The sequence below is a fragment of the Streptomyces sp. NPDC026673 genome (assembly GCF_040638135.1).
GTDB lineage: Bacteria > Actinomycetota > Actinomycetes > Streptomycetales > Streptomycetaceae > Actinacidiphila.
Genome location: NZ_JBEZXR010000015.1, coordinates 64,563 through 82,273, shown reverse-complemented (window position 1 = coordinate 82,273; position 17,711 = coordinate 64,563). Strand labels below are relative to the sequence as shown.

General features: G+C 74.1%; 15 protein-coding genes. 8 read left to right on the top strand and 7 right to left on the bottom strand.

Features of this window, described 5'->3' with window-relative positions:
• Positions 1–284: 284 nt before the first annotated feature.
• The gene (locus AB0F62_RS13875) at positions 285–1,088 is read left to right on the top strand and encodes an SDR family NAD(P)-dependent oxidoreductase (RefSeq protein ID WP_361796886.1); all 804 of its coding nucleotides are present in this window, start codon (positions 285–287) and stop codon (positions 1,086–1,088) included.
• A gap of 61 nt (positions 1,089–1,149) precedes the next feature.
• On the opposite strand, the gene AB0F62_RS13870 is transcribed toward AB0F62_RS13875, so the two are convergent.
• The gene (locus AB0F62_RS13870) at positions 1,150–3,891 is read right to left on the bottom strand and encodes an AAA family ATPase (protein ID WP_361796883.1); all 2,742 of its coding nucleotides are present in this window, start codon (positions 3,889–3,891) and stop codon (positions 1,150–1,152) included.
• 719 nt (positions 3,892–4,610) lie between these two features.
• Between AB0F62_RS13870 and AB0F62_RS13865 the strand changes: the two genes are divergently transcribed.
• On the top strand, positions 4,611–5,201 hold the full coding sequence (locus tag AB0F62_RS13865) for a TetR/AcrR family transcriptional regulator (protein ID WP_361796881.1): 591 nt from the start codon (positions 4,611–4,613) through the stop codon (positions 5,199–5,201).
• A 37-nt stretch (positions 5,202–5,238) separates the two neighbouring features.
• On the opposite strand, the gene AB0F62_RS13860 is transcribed toward AB0F62_RS13865, so the two are convergent.
• The 6 genes from AB0F62_RS13860 to AB0F62_RS13835 are packed head-to-tail and all read right to left on the bottom strand — an operon-like array spanning position 5,239 to position 12,259.
• Positions 5,239–6,315: a glutamate--cysteine ligase gene (locus tag AB0F62_RS13860; protein ID WP_361796878.1), complete on the bottom strand. Its 1,077-nt coding sequence runs from the start codon at positions 6,313–6,315 to the stop codon at positions 5,239–5,241.
• A 55-nt stretch (positions 6,316–6,370) separates the two neighbouring features.
• Positions 6,371–7,654, bottom strand: coding sequence for a condensation domain-containing protein (locus AB0F62_RS13855; RefSeq protein ID WP_361796876.1), 1,284 nt, complete (start codon positions 7,652–7,654; stop codon positions 6,371–6,373).
• 42 nt (positions 7,655–7,696) lie between these two features.
• Positions 7,697–8,596: an NAD-dependent epimerase/dehydratase family protein gene (locus tag AB0F62_RS13850; protein ID WP_361796873.1), complete on the bottom strand. Its 900-nt coding sequence runs from the start codon at positions 8,594–8,596 to the stop codon at positions 7,697–7,699.
• A gap of 8 nt (positions 8,597–8,604) precedes the next feature.
• The gene (locus tag AB0F62_RS13845) at positions 8,605–9,753 is read right to left on the bottom strand and encodes an N-acetyltransferase (RefSeq protein ID WP_361796870.1); all 1,149 of its coding nucleotides are present in this window, start codon (positions 9,751–9,753) and stop codon (positions 8,605–8,607) included.
• The gene (locus AB0F62_RS13840; RefSeq protein WP_361796867.1) at positions 9,750–10,991 is read right to left on the bottom strand and encodes an aminotransferase class I/II-fold pyridoxal phosphate-dependent enzyme; all 1,242 of its coding nucleotides are present in this window, start codon (positions 10,989–10,991) and stop codon (positions 9,750–9,752) included. Before AB0F62_RS13840 ends, AB0F62_RS13845 begins: the two co-directional genes overlap by 4 nt.
• Complete coding sequence (locus AB0F62_RS13835) at positions 10,988–12,259, bottom strand: cytochrome P450 (protein ID WP_361796864.1); 1,272 nt, start codon at positions 12,257–12,259, stop codon at positions 10,988–10,990. Before AB0F62_RS13835 ends, AB0F62_RS13840 begins: the two co-directional genes overlap by 4 nt.
• 630 nt (positions 12,260–12,889) lie before the next feature.
• On the opposite strand from AB0F62_RS13835, the gene AB0F62_RS13830 reads away from it, so the two are divergent.
• The 6 genes from AB0F62_RS13830 (at position 12,890) to AB0F62_RS13805 (ending at position 17,629) form a co-directional block, all read left to right on the top strand.
• Complete coding sequence (locus AB0F62_RS13830) at positions 12,890–14,002, top strand: LLM class flavin-dependent oxidoreductase (RefSeq protein ID WP_361796861.1); 1,113 nt, start codon at positions 12,890–12,892, stop codon at positions 14,000–14,002.
• On the top strand, positions 13,999–14,631 hold the full coding sequence (locus AB0F62_RS13825; protein WP_361796858.1) for an FMN reductase: 633 nt from the start codon (positions 13,999–14,001) through the stop codon (positions 14,629–14,631). Before AB0F62_RS13830 ends, AB0F62_RS13825 begins: the two co-directional genes overlap by 4 nt.
• A gap of 10 nt (positions 14,632–14,641) precedes the next feature.
• Positions 14,642–14,965, top strand: coding sequence for a GNAT family N-acetyltransferase (locus AB0F62_RS13820; RefSeq protein ID WP_361796855.1), 324 nt, complete (start codon positions 14,642–14,644; stop codon positions 14,963–14,965).
• 153 nt (positions 14,966–15,118) lie between these two features.
• Positions 15,119–16,108: a pirin family protein gene (locus tag AB0F62_RS13815; protein ID WP_361796852.1), complete on the top strand. Its 990-nt coding sequence runs from the start codon at positions 15,119–15,121 to the stop codon at positions 16,106–16,108.
• Positions 16,105–16,470 (top strand): tetratricopeptide repeat protein, encoded by a 366-nt coding sequence (locus AB0F62_RS13810; RefSeq protein WP_361796849.1) that lies wholly within the window; start codon positions 16,105–16,107, stop codon positions 16,468–16,470. The genes AB0F62_RS13815 and AB0F62_RS13810 overlap by 4 nt, the downstream gene beginning before the upstream one ends.
• Before the next feature lie 610 nt (positions 16,471–17,080).
• The gene (locus AB0F62_RS13805; RefSeq protein ID WP_361796846.1) at positions 17,081–17,629 is read left to right on the top strand and encodes a hypothetical protein; all 549 of its coding nucleotides are present in this window, start codon (positions 17,081–17,083) and stop codon (positions 17,627–17,629) included.
• The last annotated feature ends 82 nt before the right edge of the window (positions 17,630–17,711 follow it).

The window sequence follows — 17,711 nt, the reverse complement described above, 5'->3', positions numbered from 1 at the left end:
GGAGCGGGCGCCGCGGACCGTGCAAGGTCCGGATTCCTCGGGCGCAAGGTCCAGGAGTGGGCACCCGGAGCCCGGGCGAGCGGATTCCGCCCCGCCACTTGGACCGGGACCCGCCATGAACCCCAGTCGTCGGCACTGTCGGACGACTTATGCGGGCCGGTCCCACCCGCACCAATACTGAGCAGGTACCCGTGCGGTCACACGCCGGTGCCGGATCCGTCATGGCCCGTCCGCGGCCAGGACTACCGCCGCCTCACCGCTCCCACCATGCGCCGAGGAGCATGATGTCGAAGATCATCCTTGTCACCGGGGCGTCCAGCGGCCTCGGGGCGGCGACCGCCCAGGCCTTGGCCGAGGCCGGTCACATCATCTACGCCGGAATGGGCGCGACCTCAGGCCGTCCGCCGATCGCCGCCGAACCGGACCGGGCCACGGGCCACCGGGGCGCTCGGCCGCGTCCGATCGACCTCGACGTCGCCGATCAGCGCTCGGTCAGAGCCGCGGTCACCGACATCACGGCGGAAGCCGGGCGAATCGACTGCGTGGTCCACACGATGGGACCTGTGCCCCGGGGCCCAATCGAGTCCTTCACCCCCTACCAGTTGGCGCAGATCTACGACGCGAACGTGCTGTCCACCCAGCGGGTGAACCGTGCCGTACTGCCGCAGATGCGCGAGCGCCGGGACGGCCTGCTGGTCTGGGTGGCGTCCGGCGGCGGCCCCGCGGGCGAGGCCCCCTATCTCGCCCTGCACTCCGAAGGCGTCGCGGCGATCGGCCATCTCGCGGCGAGCTACGCGAAGGAGCTGGCCGGCTTCGGGGTGGAGGCCACGGCCGTCGTGGCCGACCTGATCGTGTCCGCAACCGGCCGGCGGCTGCGGCTGGTCCGTCCGGACGACCTCGACGCGGCGCAGGCGTACGAGGGCCGGTATCCCGGCCTGGTCGAGCGAGTCGACGCCCACCTCGCTGATCAGGCCGTCACCGCGGCGCGTCTCGCCCGCACGGCCCAGGCCGTCGCAGCCGTGGTGGACAGCCCGAAGGGCACTCGCCCGCCGCGGGTCACCGCCGGTGCGCCCGGTGACGGCGGTTAGGCGGACGCGGAAGGGCGCGGTCAGGGCGGAAGCGGAAAGGTACCCGGCGTGCGCGTGGGCCTCATTCCCCCAAAGCCCCGAGCGCGTCGCGGAGCGCTGCCCGGGAGGTGATGCCGAGCTTGGGAAAGATCTGATACAGGTGCGCCCCGACCGTCCGGTGCGAGAGATAGAGCCGTTCGGCGATCTGCTTGTTGCTCAGCCCCGATGCCGCCAGGTCCGCGATCTCCCGCTCCTGCGGCGTGAGCACCTTCCCGCCCGCTTCGGTCCTCGGCGCAACCCATCCGGCGGCCCGCAGCTGCTTGGCCGCACGATCCATCCAGGGGCGGGCACGAAGCTCGGCGAAGGCGTCGTGGGCCAGCGCCAACTGTGCTCTGGCCTCCGCGTTCGCCCGGGCCCGTCGGAGCCGTTCACCGTGGGCCAGCCGCACCCGGGCCAGATCGAACGGCCATTGCTCGACTTCCGGCAGGGCCAGTGCCTCGCCGAACAGACGCACCGACTCCTCGTCGTCCGTGGCGCACAGAGCGGCCGAAGCGCCGGCGAGGAGCGCGAGGCGCGGAGAGAGCGCGGCGATGTCGTTGTCCCGGATGGCGCGCACATGAGCGGCCGCTTCCGCCGGCCGGTCGGTGCGGACCGCGGCTTCGACGACATCCATCATCACCCACAGGGCGTGCGGCACGTGGGAGGCGAAGGTGCCCGCCGGGCTGATCGCCGTCGCGTGCCGGTAGGCGCTGGTGAAGTCGCCGCGTCCGAGGTCGGCCACGGTGCGTACGTGCCGGGCGTAGTGCAGTGCCGTCCCTACGCCCCGCGGTGCGGCCCACTGCGTGATGCGGCCCGTAAGGAGGCCGACCGTCGCGTCCTCCCCGCGGGGGGCGGCGACGACAGCCCGGCAGTACCAGAAGTACCAGGTGAAGAACCGGTATCCGGAGTCCTCGCAGAGCTGGACTCCTTCGTCGGCCAGCTCGACGCACTCGTCCCACCTGCCGGTCAGGTAGTCGTTCAGGCACAGGTGCATCAAGGCGCCGAGGTGCCGGCGCACCGGGCCGCCGTCCCGTCCCTGGCGGACGACCTTCCACGAGGGCTCGCGGAGGGCCGACAACCGGTCGAGGTAGAGCGCCGCGGTGCCGACCCTGACGATGCGGCCGGGGTCGGTCTCCTCGGGAAGTCCGCCGAGGATGCCCTCCAGCTGGTCCAGCGCAGCCGCTCCCGAACGCGCCGGGTCGGAGAAGGTCCTGCCGGCCACGGACAGCAGTGCGGGCGGCTCCGGGCGCAACCGGGAGAGCGCGGTGTAGAAGGGGTCCCACAGCTCCGCACGACCGCTGAAGAAGCTGAGGAGCAGCAGCAGGTGCACGGCGTCGACGACGGCGTTGTCCTTGGCGTCGTACTGGTGGGTGCCGGACTCGATCGCGCCCGCCAGCAGGCGGTGGGCCGTGTCGATGTCCCCGTCGCCGTTGATGACCAGATAGACGGCGGCAGCCGCGGAGTGCAGGGACCCGGCCAGGTCCGGGTCGGCGCGACGGGCGTCCTCGAGCAGCTCCGAGACGCCGCGCAGCTCCCCCGTCGCGTCGGCGCCGATGTAGGCGGCCTCGGCCAGGCGGCGGGCCCGGTCCGATCTTTGCGGACTCAGATCGGCCGCCCGTTTCAGCGCCGCAACCGCCCCCAGGGCGTCGCCGCGCGCCGTGATGCGGTGGGCGGCCTGCTCCAGCAGGGTGGCGACCTGCTCGTCCGGCTCGACGGTCGCTTCTCCGAGATGCCAGGCCCGGCGCTCGGGCTGGTGCGCCAGAGCCTGGGCCAGGGCCCGGTGCGCCGCGCGGCGCTCGGCGCTGGAGGAGGCGTCGACGACGGCCGAGCGGATCAGAGGGTGGCGGAAGACCAGCCTACGGGTGCCCTCGTCGACGGTGACCAGCTGGTTCTGCTCGGCCGGGGCGAGATCTTCGAGGTCGGCGTCGCAACCGTCCTGCCGCGCCGCCGCGTGCAGGACCCCGAGATCGCCGGTCCCGTCCATCGTGGCGAGCAGCAGCAGATGGCGGGCGGCAGCCGGGAGCCCGGAGACCCGGGAGACGAACAGCGCCTGGAGCCGCCGGCTCAGCGGCAGGACGGCGGGAAGGTTCTCCAGCGCCATGCGCTGCTGCCCGCTCAGCACCCTGGGCAACTCGAGCAGAGCCAACGGGTTCCCTTCGGCCGCGGACAGCAGCCGACGCCGCACTCGTTCGGCGAGGTTCGGGAATCGCGCGTCGAGCAGTGCCCGCGACGACGATTCGTCCAGCGGTGGCACCTCGTACTCGGGGAGTCCACCGCGATGGAAGAAGGTCTCGCTTCCTTGGCGCACGGCGCCGAGGAAGCCGATCCGGCTGCCGCCGAGCCTGCGGGCGACGAAACCGAACACGGCGGCGCTGGCGCGGTCCACCCACTGCAGGTCGTCGATGACGAGCAGCAGGGAGCCGGGCGCGGCCACCTGGCGAAGGAGCATGAGGGTGGCGCTGGACACGACGAGCCGGTTCGGCGACGCTCCGCTGCCGAAGCCCAGCGCGACACGAAGGGCCTCCTGATGGGTGCTGTCCAGATCACCCAACGTCTCGGAGAGGGGGAAGAGGAGCTGGTTGAGGCCGGAGTAGCTCACGTCGGCCTCGAACTCGACGCCGGCCGCGCGCAGGACCCGCGTCCCGGTCGCGGACGCCGCCTCCGCCACGGCGTTGAGCAGGACCGTTTTGCCTACCCCGGCCTGCCCCGACAGCAGGAGCGCCCCGCCACGGTCGGTGGCGCCGAGGAAGCCGCGTATGCGATCCAGTTCCTTGGCACGCCCCACAAGAGCGCCGGCGGCTCCGTCATCGAAAGGGTTGCCGTAACCCACACGTACACACTCCCGTCAGCTGTCCTCGTCCGCCCGGGTTCCACTCGGTCGGATATTCCTTGAATTCACTGGCAAGGGGAAGTTCATGCTACCGCGCGAACTTCCGGAATCACGTTGCCGAGCCGTATTTCGACCAGTCCCTTCGGCGGCCTGGATAACTCGGGAGAAAATTCTTTCACTGAGTGAAAGGGGGAACCCGGTGGGCGTCTGCGGGGGGTAGTGTGCCGTCCGGGCACACGATCATCCGCCGGAAACCCCGTCGCTGCGACGATCTCCGCCCAGGTGGGAGCGGCCGTCAGGCGCGTGTCCGACGGCAGGGGCGGCCAGGCGAGAAATACCGGAACGTGCAAGACGCCGGGAGTGGAAAGGCGCCCCGTCGTTCCGTGAGCGGCGCGCACCCATTCCGGCGGCCAGAGGTCATTCGTCCTTCACGTTAATTTCCCGCCCTCTTGCCGGGGAATATTCGGCCCTCGGCCCGTGCATTGACCGCGCGTCCTTTGCGCGCCAGTCCGCGCATCCGCCCGCACCTTCCCGACGGGAATGCCGGACGGCGCCCGGGGAACATACCGGCGGCCGTTCGGCGGCCCAGCCGCGTTGTCCCGATGGTGCTGTGGCCCAGGTGCCTGCTTGCGCCTGCCCCAGATCGTGGAAGGAACGTTCTATATAATGCCTCCATGAGCGAGACGAAGAGCGGGCCTGCCACGACCGCCCGCAAGTCGGCGGCACGGGAGCGGCTGCTGACCACGGCGAGCAGGCTCTTCTACACGGAGGGGATCCGCGCTGTCGGCGTCGACCGGGTGATGGCGGAGGCCGACGTCGCGCGCGGCACCTTCTACCGGCACTTCGAGGGCAAGGACGACCTGGTGCGCGGCTACCTGGACGCCACCGATCAGGGCATCCGGGCCCGGGTGGCCGTCGCGGCCGAGAAGACGGGGGGAGGTGCGGCCCTGCTCGGTGTCGTCGCGCACAGCATCGGTGAGGAGATCTGCGGTCCGGGGTTTCGGGGCTGCCCCTTCATCAACGCGGCCGCGGAGTACCCGGATCGGGAGTGCCCGATCCACCAAGCCGTGCTGACGCACCGCGAGTGGTTCCACCAGGTGCTGGAGGACGCCCTCGCGACCATGGGCGTCGCGGACCCCCGGCAGTCCGCCGACCTGGTGGTCGCCCTACGCGACGGAGCGATGGTCGCGGGCTACCTGGGCGACTCCCGGTCCGCGGCCCGCACGCTCGTCCGGGGAGTCGACCTGGTCGTCGCATCGGGCTGACGGCGTCCCGGCGGGAGGCTCGGCCGCCGGGGATCCGTCAGGCCGCCGTGCGGCGGACCGCGTCGCGGAGGACCGCGGCGGCCCCGCCGTCGGCGTACACCTCCCGCTGCCAGCGGGCACCCGAGCCCTGCGACACGAGCCGGTCCACACCGGCCCGGACGGTGTACAGGTCGCCCGCGTCCTTGAGGGCGTCCTCGACGTGGGCGACCAGGGTCTCGACGACGTCGTGCGCGCTCGCCGGGCGGAAGGTGCGCGGATCGAGCAGCGCGCCGTCCAGCCCGGAGCGGCTGGCCCGCCACGAGGCGAGCCGCAGCAGCGCCAGGTCGTCGCCCGGCGCGGGGCGGCCGTCCGCCCAGTCCCGGGCGGCGGTCTCGACCAGACCGCGCACCAGTGCGGCCAGCACCACCGCGTCCTCGTAATCCGGGCAGACGTCGCAGACCCGGACCTCCACCGTGGGGAACTTCGCCGACAGGCGCGCGTCGAAGTAGACCATGCCCTGGTCGAGCAGGATTCCGGTGGCCAGCAGGCGGGACACCGCGGCGCGGTATCCCTCGGCCGAGCCGAAGCCACGCGTCGGACCGGCCGTGGGCCAGCGGCCGAAGACCTGGTAGCGGTAGCTCGCGTACCCGGTGTCGGCGCCCTGCCACAGCGGCGAATTGGAGCTGAGCGCCAGCAGCGGCGGCAGCCACGGCCGGATGCGGTCGACGACCGCCACGCCCTCCTCGTCGGACTCCACCCCCACGTGGACGTGGCAGCCGCAGGTCAGGGTCTCCTGGGCGGTGAGGCCGAAGGACTGGGCCATCCTGCGGTAGCGGCCCCTGGGGGTGAGCCGCGGCGGCACCCGCACCGGGGAGGTGCCCAGGGCCGCGACCGCGACCCCCTGAGCACTGGCCAGCCCGGCGGCCCGGCCGCGCCACGCGCGCAGCTCCTCCCGCAGCTGGTCCAGGGTGACGCAGGGAGAGCTGTTCAGTTCGAGCTGCTGCTGCTGCAACTCGGCCACCAGTTCACGGGACCAGGGGCCGCCGTCCAGCACCGCGTCCGCCACCGCGCGGGGTTCCGCGGTTTGCGCGTCCACCAGGAGAAGCTCTTCTTCCACTCCCACGGTGCGTGCCACGTCCTTCGGATACCCGCTCAGCCCGTCCGTATCCGCAGGGGGTCGTCGGGGACCCTCATCCGGCCGACAGCAGGTGCTCCATGGCGCGCCGGCACAGCCCCGCGGCCTCCTCGCCCGCCGTGGACGTCACGCTGAGGTACAGCCGCCCGCCGAGGCCGACCACGATCACCAGCGGCGCCCCCGACAGGCTGGTGTGCGCGGCGCCGTACACGGCGGTGAGCCGCAGCGGCCCGTACTCCTCGGGGAGGTCCAGGCGCGTGTTGCTCACGGACACGTCGAACCGGGGGCCGCGCGACTCGCCGCGCCGCAGGAGGGCGCCGACCGCGCGATGCGGCAGGAACGACGTCAGCCGGAAGACGCGCACCAGCGGCCGCAGCTCCTCAGGGGTGAGCCGGGCGTGGATCGCGGCCCGGGCCTCGCGCGCGGACGCCCACAGGTCGGGGGTCCCGCCGTCCACCGGGACGACGAAGCTCGCCGCGTACAGGCCCATGGCCTCCCCGGGCTGCGGGTCGAGCACCCGGCGCAGGTCGGCGGCGACCGCGATCCGCGCGGGGCGGCCGGGCGCGGCGGCCCGCGCGAAGGCCGCGCACAGCGCCGCCTGCAGGGTCACCCCACGGGCCCGGCACCGCTTGAGCAGCAGTTCCGTCTCCTCGCGCTCCACCGACCACGCCCGGTAGGCGAGCCGTCCGTCGCCGGGGTACGGCGCCCGTACCGGGCCGCCCAGGGCGCGGGCGGTCCTCAGAAGGTCCGCGGGGCGGGCGCGCGGGCCGGGGATGAGCTCGTCCGCGGGCGCCGCCAGCACGGGCCCGGGCCCCGCGGCGTCCCCGTCCGCCGAGGCCCGCCGCGGCGGGCCGGAGGGCCCTGCCGGGGAGTACGAGGGCGGGCCCGCCGGGTCCGGCTCCGCGAGGCGGGTCAGCAGATCGCGCATGACGACGCCCGCGGACACGGCGTCGGCCACCAGGTGGTGGTAGACGGTGACGAGGTCGAAGGCGTCGCCCGCGTCGACGAGCACGAACCGGGCGAGCGGTCCCGCCGGGGTGTCGAAGGGGCGCGGCAGCTCCTCCTCCACCACGCGGGACCAGCCTCCCGAGTCCGCGGCGCGGATCACCCGCACCCCCGGATCCGGTACCCCCGCCGTGGTGAGCCGTCCCTGCCACGGCCCCGGGTCGGCGATGCGGACGCCGAGCAGGGGATGGCGACGCCGGACGGCCGCCACGGCCGCCCGGACGCGCTCGGGCGTGGTGCGGCCCTCGACCCGGGCGACGGCCGCGATGTTGACGGGGAGCCGCTCACCCGCGGCCCAGATGACGCGTTCGTACGGGGACAGTCGGCGGCGCATGGGGTGGTCCCCCTTCCTCACGGGGCCGGGTCGCGGCCTCGGTCAGCGGTTCAGGGCGCCGCGCAGCCCCTCGGGGAGCGCGACGGCGGGGCGGTACGGCAGCCGGCCGCCGGGGGCGCAGGTCCACGCGGGATGCAGCGCCTCGGCGACCTTGTCGGGGTTGAGCGCCGACGACCGGCCGAACAGCCTCGCCGCGGCCATCGCGAGCGGCCCGGGGATGTGCACCACGCGGGGCGCGCGGCGCCCGAGCGCGGCCGCGACGGCGGCGCCGATGTCCTCCCAGCGGTGCTCGGTACCGTCGCAGACGTGGTAGGTGCCCACCGGTGTGGTGCCGGGGTCGGCGGCGGTGATCAGGGCCCGGCACAGGTCGTCGACGTGGATCAGCGAGTAGTGCCGCGGGCCGGGGCGGCCGACCGCCGGCAGCAACCCGGTGCGCACCGCCGCCACCAGCCGCGGCAGGAACTCCCGGTCGCCGGGGCCGTAGACGATCGGCGGCCGGACCACGACGGCCGGCAGCCGGTCCGCCGCGTCCCGTACCGCCCACTCCCCGCCGAGCTTGCTGCGCCCGTAGGCGGAGACCGGTTCCGGCGGCGCGTCCTCGTGGCGCCGCCGCCCGGGGCCGGAGGCGGCCAGCGACGAGCAGTACACCAGCCGGGGCGGCACACCCAGGGCCGCGGCGGCCTCGCACAGCCGCCGGGTGCCGGCGGCGTTGACGGCAGCGTAGGCGCGCGGGTCGCCGGCCCTGGTGACCCCGGCGAGGTGGATGACGCGGTCCACCCCGCGCAGCGCGGCGGCCAGGCCGGCGCCGGTGGCGAGGTCCCCGGGGGCGCTGCGGGCCCCCGGGACGGCGCGGCCGCCGCGCACCAGCGCGGTCACCTCGTCGCCGCGCGCGGTGAGGTGGCGGACGAGGTGGCCGCCGACGAATCCGGTCGCGCCGGTCACGAGGTACCTCACCGCAGACCGCCGCCGTCGCGCTCGTACAGCCGGTGGGTCCTGAAGTGCGCCCCGCCCATCGCCTGCGCGTGCCGGTTGGAGCCGCGGTTGTCCTCCAGGATCCAGGACAGGTCGGTCTCGGTGTAGCCGAGCCGGAAGGCGGCGCGCTGCGCGTCGGCGAGCAGCACGGCCACCAGCCCGCGGCTGCGGTGCTCCTTCCGGACGCCCGAGGTGCCGCCCCTGACACGGGTGATGCGCCCCATGGCCCGGCTGATCCGCAGCATGCCGATCGGCAGCCCCCCGGTGGTGAGCCTGCCGCGCGCGACGCGAAGCGCCTGGTTCACATCGGGCACCCACAGGGTGAAGGCGGCGGGCTCGCCGTCCACCTCGGCGATCCGCACCAGTTCCGGGTGGACGACCGACTTCAGCTGCGCGGCCATGTGCAGGAACTCGGCGTCGGTCAGCGGCACCGAGGCGTAGTTCTCGGCCCAGGCGTCGTTGTAGATGTCCTTGACGGCGGCCATGTCGGCCTCGTAGCGGTCCGGGTCGAGCGGCCGCACCCGCACGGCGGGGTCGGCGAGCGTGCGCGCGGCGACCCGGGCGATCGCCGCGGGCGGCTCGCCGTCCGGGGGCATGGGCACCAGCCAGGACAGCAGGTCCTTGGCCTTGGCGAAGCCGCAGCCGGTCAGCAGCCCGGCGTAGTACGGCGGGTTGTAGGGGATGCCCACGCTCGGCGGCCCGTCGAAGCCGTCCACGAGCAACCCGCACTCGTCGTTGACGGAGAAGCTGAGCGGGCCCAGCATCCGGGTCAGCCCGCGCTCGGCGAGCCATGCGGCGGCCGCGTCGAAGAGCGCCTGGGCGGCCTCGGGGTCGTCGGCGCACTCGAAGAGGCCGAAGTGGCCGCACTTGTAGTCGTGCCGCTCCTGGAAGCGGGGATCGGACACGGCGGCGATCCGGCCGACGGCACGGCCGCCCCGGCGGGCGAGGAAGAGCCGCGCCTCCCCGGTGTCGAAGAAGGGATTGCGGTCCGGGTCCAGGAAGGCGCGCATCTCGCGCTCCAGCGGAGCGACCCAGTGCGGGTCGTCGCGGTAGAGGGCGTACGGCAACCGGATGAAGGCCGTGGTGGCGGCACGGCCCTCGACGGGGGCGATGGTGATCGCGCTCATCGGGCGGCCGCCTGGGAGGGGAGGTCCGGGATCAGCCCGACCCGGCGGCCGGCGGCGGCGAAGGCGTTCAGGATCCGCTCGAGGTGGGCGTCGGAGTGGGTGGCCTGGACGGTCACCCGGATCACGCAGTGGCCCTCGGGGACGGCCGGGGCACCGACCGCGTTGGTGAAGACGCCTTCGTCCAGCAGGGCCTGCCACATGCGGGCGCACGCCGTGGCGTCCCCGATGAGGACGGGCACGACCGGGGTGACCGAGTCCCCCGTGTCGTAGCCGAGCGCCCGCAGCCCCTCGCGCAGTCCCCGCGCCAGGTCGAGCACGCGCCGGCGGCGCCACGGCTCGGCCGCGGCGATGCCGAGCGCGGCGAGCCCGGCGGCGAGGGCCGCTGGCGGCATCGAGGCGGAGAAGAGGATGGAACGGGCGCTGTAGCGCAGGTAGTCGACGACGTGCGCGGGCCCGGCGAGGAACCCCCCGGTGGAGCCGAAGCACTTGGACAGGGTGCCGGTGAACAGGTCGACCCGGTCCATCAGGCCGAAGTGGTCGGCGACACCGCGTCCGCCCGGGCCGAGCAGCCCGATGTCGTGGGCGCCGTCCACGACGAGGCGGGCGCCGTGCCGGGCCGCGAGGTCGGTGAGTTCGGGGAGCCGGCACAGGTCGCCGTCCATGGAGAACATCCCGTCGGTGACGACGATCTTGCCCGCGGCCGGTGCCGCGGCGGCGGCCTGCTCCAGGAGCGTGTCCAGCCGCTCGGTGTCCGAGTGCGGGTACAACACGCGGCGGCCCGCGCCGAGCCGGATGCCGTCGACCAGCGAGGCGTGGTTGGACATGTCGCTGAAGACGATGTCGCCGCGGCCGAGGAGGGCGGCGACGGCGAGGTTGGCCTGGAAGCCGGTGGTGACCACGGCGGCCGCCTCGGTGCCGAGGAAGTCCGCGATCCGCTCCTCCAGTTCGCCGTGGAGCGGGAGGGTGCCGTTGAGGGTGCGCGCGCCGGAGCAGGAGGCTCCGTAGCGGGTCAGCGCCTCGGCCGCGGCGGCCGTCACCCGGGGATCCGTGGACAGTCCCAGGTAGTCGTTGCAGCCCGCCATGACGACCTGCCGGCCTTCGACGAGGGCCTCGCCGTCGCCCGCCGGGCGCACGGGCCGGTAGAAGGGCCGGACGCCCGTCTCCACCATGGCCCGTACGAAGGTCGACGACGACAGGTCCTTGCGGAACGCGTCGGTGGCGTCGTGGATTTCGGTCACTGGCCTTCGGTCTCCCTGTAGGTGAGGGGCGAGTGGATGGTCAGCCGGGCGATGTCGGCCATGCTCGGCCCGGTGTGCCGCACCGGCGGGGCGGCACACCGCGCGCCGGGCAGCTCGCGGGCGAAGGCCCGGGCGAACGCGAGGGCCTGCGCGCGGGCCAGATGGGACCCGAGGCAGTAGTGCAGACCGCCGCCGAAGGCGAGCAGCCGCTGCGCCGGGCGGCCGGGGCCGAAGCGGTGCGGGTCGAAGCGGTGCGGGTCGGGGAAGCGCGACGGGTCGCGGTGGGCGGCCCCGATGAGCGCGTGGACGACCCGCCCGGCGGGCACCGGGCGGTCGCCCAGCGCGGTGTCCGCGCCCGCCACACGGGTCACCACCCGCCCCGGTGGGTCCCAGCGCAGCAGTTCCTCGGTGAGCGGCACCGCGAACCCCGGGTCCCGGCGGATCCTTTCGGCAAGCGCGGGCCGGGTGGTCAGCGCCAGGGCGGTGCCGCCCAGCAGCGCGGCCGTGGTGGGCACCCCTGCCGAGAAGAGCGTCAGCAGCAGGTAGCGGGCCCCGGCCGGGTCCTCGGCGGCCCATTGGGACAGCAGGTCCCCGGTGGGGCGCCGGCGGCGCTCGGCCAGCGCGCGGTCGTAGGCGTCGAGCAGCGTGCCGGCGGCCGCGTCGGCCCGCCGTACGACGCTGGGCGGCGCGGCGAGTTCCTCCACGCGCACCATGGCGGCGCTCTCGGCGGCGAGCCACCCGCGGTCGATCCACTCCGGCAGTCCGGCCATCTCCGCCAGGAGGGCGGTGGGCAGCGGCCTGCAGACTCCGGCGACGACGTCGGCCGTGCCGTCACGGCGTACGGCCGCGGCGAACTCCCCTACGTGGCGCTCCGTGAGCGGTTCCACGAGCCGTTCGGCCGCCTCCCGTACGACCCGGGGGGAGAGCACGGCGTTGAGGGGGCGGCGGCGCGCGGTGTGCTCGGGCGGATCCTGCTGCAGGGGTGTCTCGCACAGCCCGACCGTGCTCGCGCTCGCGCGCCAGCCGGGGCGGTGGGCATCGCGCCACCGCGCGCCGAGGGTGAGCCACTCGCGCCCGGTGAGCACCTGCCGGCACTCCTCGTACCCGGTCACCAGCAGGGCGCCCCAGGGGGTCGGCACGAGCGGCCCGGCCCCGGCCAGCGCGTCGTACGCCGCCGCGAGCGCCTCCGGCTCCACGGCCCTGCGCCACTGCCGGACGAGGCCCGCCGCGGAACGCGCGTCGAGGGCGGGGGGCTTCGGGGGAAGCATCACATGGCTCATGTGTCAGGAACGGACTTCGGCTCGGCGGGCGGAGGACGGGGAGCGTCACAGGGGGGCGGGGCGGGCGCACAGGGCGGTGTACTTCGGGTTGGCGCCCCCGAGAGTGCTCTGCCGGGCGTGTTCCGATCCAGTCACATGGGCACTTTTCACCCACCCGTGAACGTAATTCGCCTTTCCCTCACGCGGTCCGCTACGGTCGACCCTCCGTGTCTCAACCGCCCCGCGAACCCCGCAGGCGGCCGCCCGGACGCCGCGCGGCGGGGTCGGGTGGACGACGCCCGCCCGGCCGCTCCCTCCGAGAGGTGCCGGCGCCTTCGGGGGCGCGACGCGGACCTCCTGCGGAAACCGCCCGGGGTGGCGGGTGTGGCGGCCGCGCGCTCTTCCGTTCCCGGGACCTGTCCGGCGCGTGCCGGTCACCGAGGGTCGCCGCGTGAGGTACCGCGGGTGTGCGGCGGCCGCCCGCGGTGCCCGGCCGCGGTGCCCGGCCATGGAGAGCGACGCACCGGCCGCACCGCTCACCGGCCGAGGAATAGGCCGGTGGGGCATCTCGTTGGAGGGGGTGGTTGAATAATCAACAACATAGGCCGCAGGTACGGATGACGGAGGAGGGTGAGGCCGGTGCAGTTCGGGATCTTCACGGTGGGTGACGTGACCGCCGACCCCACGAACGGCAGGACGCCGAGCGAGCGCGAGCGCATCAAGGCGATGACCGCGATCGCGCTGAAGGCCGAGGAGGTGGGGCTGGACGTCTTCGCGACCGGAGAGCACCACAACCCGCCGTTCGTGCCGTCGTCCCCGACCACGATGCTCGGCTGGGTGGCCGCCCGCACGGAGAGGCTGATCCTCTCCACCTCGACCACGCTGATCACCACGAACGACCCGGTGAAGATCGCCGAGGACTTCGCGATGCTGCAGCACCTGGCCGACGGCCGGGTCGACCTGATGATGGGGCGCGGCAACACCGGGCCGGTCTACCCCTGGTTCGGCCAGGACATCCGGCAGGGCATACCGCTGGCGATCGAGAACTACGCGCTGCTGCACCGGCTGTGGCGCGAGGACGTCGTCGACTGGTCCGGCCGTTTCCGCAGCCCGCTGCAGGGCTTCACCTCGACGCCCCGGCCGCTGGACGGCGTGGCGCCGTTCGTCTGGCACGGCTCGATCCGCTCGCCGGAGATCGCCGAACAGGCCGCCTACTACGGGGACGGCTTCTTCCACAACAACATCTTCTGGCCGGCCGACCACACCAAGCGGATGGTCGAGCTGTACCGCGCGCGCTACGCGCACTACGGCCATGGCACGCCCGAGCAGGCGATCGTCGGCCTCGGCGGCCAGGTGTTCATGCGGAAGAACTCGCAGGACGCCGTCCGCGAGTTCCGTCCGTACTTCGACAACGCGCCCGTGTACGGGCACGGTCCGTCGCTGGAGGAGTTCACCGAGCAGACCCCGCTGACCGTGGGCTCGCCGCAGCAGGTCATCGAGAAGACACTGAGCTTCCGCGAGTACGCGGGCGACTACCAGCGCCAGCTCTTCCTGATGGACCACGCCGGACTGCCGCTCAAGACGGTGCTGGAGCAGATCGACATGCTCGGCGAGGAGGTCGTGCCCGTACTGCGCGAGGAGTTCGCCAAGGGCCGCCCCGCGGGTGTGCCGGAGGCCCCGACGCACGCGTCGCTGCTCGCCCGGCGCGATGCGCGGGCACCGCAGCCGAAGGAGAAGGAGGCCGCGAAGTGAGCGGCGCGCCCTTGAGGCTCGTGGTGGTCTCGGCGGGGCTGAGCTCCCCGTCGTCCACCCGGCTGCTCGGCGACCGGCTCGCCGAGGCCGTACGGCAGGCCGTGGCGGACGACGGCCGCACGGTCGACGTGCGGGTGATCGAGCTGCGCGACCTCGCGGTGGACATCGCCAACAACATGGTCACCGGCTTTCCCGGCCGCGCCCTGGCCGAGGCGATCGCGGCCGTGACGGAGGCGGACGGCCTGATCGCCGTGACGCCGGTCTTCACCGCCTCGTACAGCGGACTGTTCAAGTCGTTCTTCGACGTCGTCGACAACGACGCGCTGTCCGGCAAGCCCGTGCTCATCGCCGCCACCGGCGGCACGGCCCGGCACTCGCTGGCGCTGGAGCACGCGGTCCGCCCGCTCTTCGCCTACCTGCGGGCCGTCGTCGTCCCCACCGCCGTGTACGCGGCGTCGGAGGACTGGGGCGGCAGCGGCGACGCGCTCACCGACACCCTGCCGACCCGGATCGCCCGTGCCGCGGGCGAGCTGGCGGCGCTGCTGGTGACGCGGCCGTCCGCCCCCGCAATCGCGGCCGATACGGTCGTGCCGTTCGAGCAGCAATTGGCCGCCCTGCGGCCCGACTAGGAGACAGACGATGGCACTGCGCGTCGCCGACAACCCCGACAAGTCCCGTTTCGAGATCCACGACGCGGCGGAGGAGGGCGGTGCCGAGGAGGTGGCCGGCTTCGCCGAGTACCACCTGTACGGGGACGAGATCGCGTTCATCCACACCGAGGTCGACCCCCGCTTCGGCGGCCGCGGTCTCGGCGGCGCGCTCGCCCGGGCCGCGCTGGACGCGGCCCGCGAGCGGAAGCTCGCCGTCCTCCCGTACTGCCCCTTCATCCGCGGGTGGATCGGCAAGCACCCCGAGTACGTGGACCTCGTACCGGAGGGGAAGCGCGAGCGCTTCGGCCTCTGACCGGGTCGGCTGGGCAGGGAAGGCCTGCGGGTCCGAGAGGCCCGGCGGGCGCGGGAGTTCGGAAGGCCCGGGGAATGGATCCGTTTGGTTGAATGTTAAACCAGCCGTACGGAGCCCGAGCCCGGGCCCGCCGAGACTCCCGAGGAGGGCGTCATGCCTGCCGTGACCGTGGAGAACACCCTGCTGCTGCCCCGTGTCACCGAGCCCGACGCGGTGACCGCCGCACAGCGCCCCGTCCGCCGGGTGACCGCCGCGCCGCAGGGCTTCGAGGGCGAGGGCTTCCCGGTGTACCGCGCCTTCGCGGGCGTGCCGATGCGGGAGCTCGACCCGTTCATCCACATGGACCAGATGGGCGAGGTCGAGTACGCGCCGGGCGAGCCCAAGGGCACCGCGTGGCATCCGCACCGCGGCTTCGAGACCGTCACCTACATGATCGACGGACGGATGGAGCACCAGGACTCGCACGGCGGCGGAGGCACGATCACCGACGGCGCGACGCAGTGGATGACGGCCGGCAGCGGCATCCTCCACATCGAGGCGCCGCCGGAGGAACTGGTCGTCTCCGGCGGGCTCTTCCACGGCGTCCAGCTGTGGGTGAACCTGCCGCGCGCGAACAAGTGGAACGCCCCGCGCTACCAGAGCATCGACGGGCCCGAGGCGGCGCTGCTGTCCTCGCCCGACGGAGGCGCCCTGGTGCGCGTCATCGCCGGTGACGTCGCGGGCCACGCGGGACCGGGCAGCACCTTCACCCCGATCACGCTGGTCCACGCCACCGTCAGCCCGGGCGCACGGCTGGTCCTGCCCTGGCGGCCGGACTTCAACGCGCTGGCCTACGTGCTGTCCGGGCGTGGCACCGCCGGAGCCGAGCGGCGTCCGCTGGACGCGCACCAACTGGCCGTGTTCGGCGGCGGCGACACACTGACCCTGGAGGCCACCGACCACCCCGACAGCCGCACCCCCGCCCTCGACGTCCTGATCCTCGGCGGCCGGCCGATCCGCGAACCGGTCGCGCACTTCGGCCCGTTCGTCATGAACACCAAGGCCGAGGTCATGCAGGCGGTCGAGGACTTCGAGCGGGGCCGGTTCGGCCTCGAGCCGGCCGGACCCATGCCGCACACCGTCCCCGGAGAGGAGCTCTCGTGAACACCACCACCCACGGGTCCTACGCGTCCCACGAGGAGACCACGGCGGAGCGCTGGGCGCGCGCCGGGCTCTTCTTCGAGGCCAAGGAGTACGCCGAGGCGGCCCGGCTGCTCACGGCCGTCGTCGACGAGGTGCCCGAGCAGGTCGCCCCGCGCCTCCTGCTCGCCCGCGCCTACTACCACTCCGCCCAGCTCGGCCGCGCCGAGGAGCAGTTGCGCGCGGTCGTCGAGCGCGACCCGGTCGAGCACTACGCGCACCTGATGCTGGGCCGCACCCTCGAGCGGCAGGGGCGCGACGCGGAGGCCGCCCCCTGGCTGAGGCTGGCCGCGGCCTTCGCCGGCGAACTGCCGCCGGAGGACTGAGCGCGTACCGGAGCCCGCGTACCGGAGCCCTGTCCGGGGCCCGGAGGCGGGACTCCCCGCGGCACCCCTGGCGCCGCCGTGCCCGGACCGGGGCGAAAATCCCCGGTCCGGTCGGCGGCGCCGCGCGCTACCGGGCGCTCGCCCGCGCCTTCGGCGGTGCGCTCGCCGCGCTCGCAGCCACGGGGCGGCCGGTCGGTGCGGGGCGTGCAGCGTGGCGGCCGTACGAGCCGGGGGCTGCACCGGAGATCGGCAGGCTCAGGGCCTCCGGTCGTTAACTCTTCCGGGGGATCGCACATATATTCGAACACCGGATACGCTGCGGGCATGTCGACTTCAGGCGATGAGCGAGACCTCTTCTCCGATCCCGACCGGACCGCGCCGCTCCATATGCGCGGTCCGGCACCGGCCCTCGATCCGTTCCGGGCCCCTGGCCCCGCGGGCGCGGCCACGGCCCCAGCCGCGCCCGCGGTGGATCGTCCCGGCCACGAGGCCATAGCCCCTGGCCACCCGGCCGGGCGCTAGCGAAGGCCCCGCGGGGGCGGGTCCGCACGGGTTTACGGTGGAGAGGCGGCCTGCCGGCCGCACCGCACCGGACGGGACGGTGAGGATCATGGACGAGGCATCGGCCGCCGGTTCAGCGTCCGAGCGCTTGGTGCAGGACGAGTGGTTCGGTTCGGTGAGGGTCACCCTGCCGGACGAGGACTCGGCCGTCGTCAGGGTGGAGGGTCCGGGGGTGCCGACCGCGACGCTCGTCCGGACCGGGGAGGTGCGGGATCACCCCCAGGCCCCCGTGGGCACGCGCGACGCGGCCCGGCTGACCATGACGGTGGGCGGCGACACGGCCGGGCTGCACCTGGGTGCGGGGCGGCTGACGCGCTCCTCGTTCAGCGTGTCCGCCGAGCTCCCGGGCCGGGCCTACGTCCTCGAACCCACCAGCGCGTTCGGCGGCGTGCTGCGGCGCAACGGGCATCAGGTGGCCGCGTTCGTGAACGCCGAGGACGAGCTGTCGGCGGCCTGGCGACCCGAGAGCGCGTGTCCGTCGGCGGAGGACGCCGCTGTGGGGTATCTGCTGGCGGCCGCCTTCGGGACGGGCGCCGCCCACACGGGGGAGCTGGTCTTCGAAGCGTTGCTCGGCGCCATCGGGTTGCCCGTTCGCTGAGCGACGGCCGGGCCTCCCGGGGCCGCCGACACGTGGCGGCCCGGCCCCCGTGGTGTCGGGGGCCGGGCCGGAGCGTGGTGGG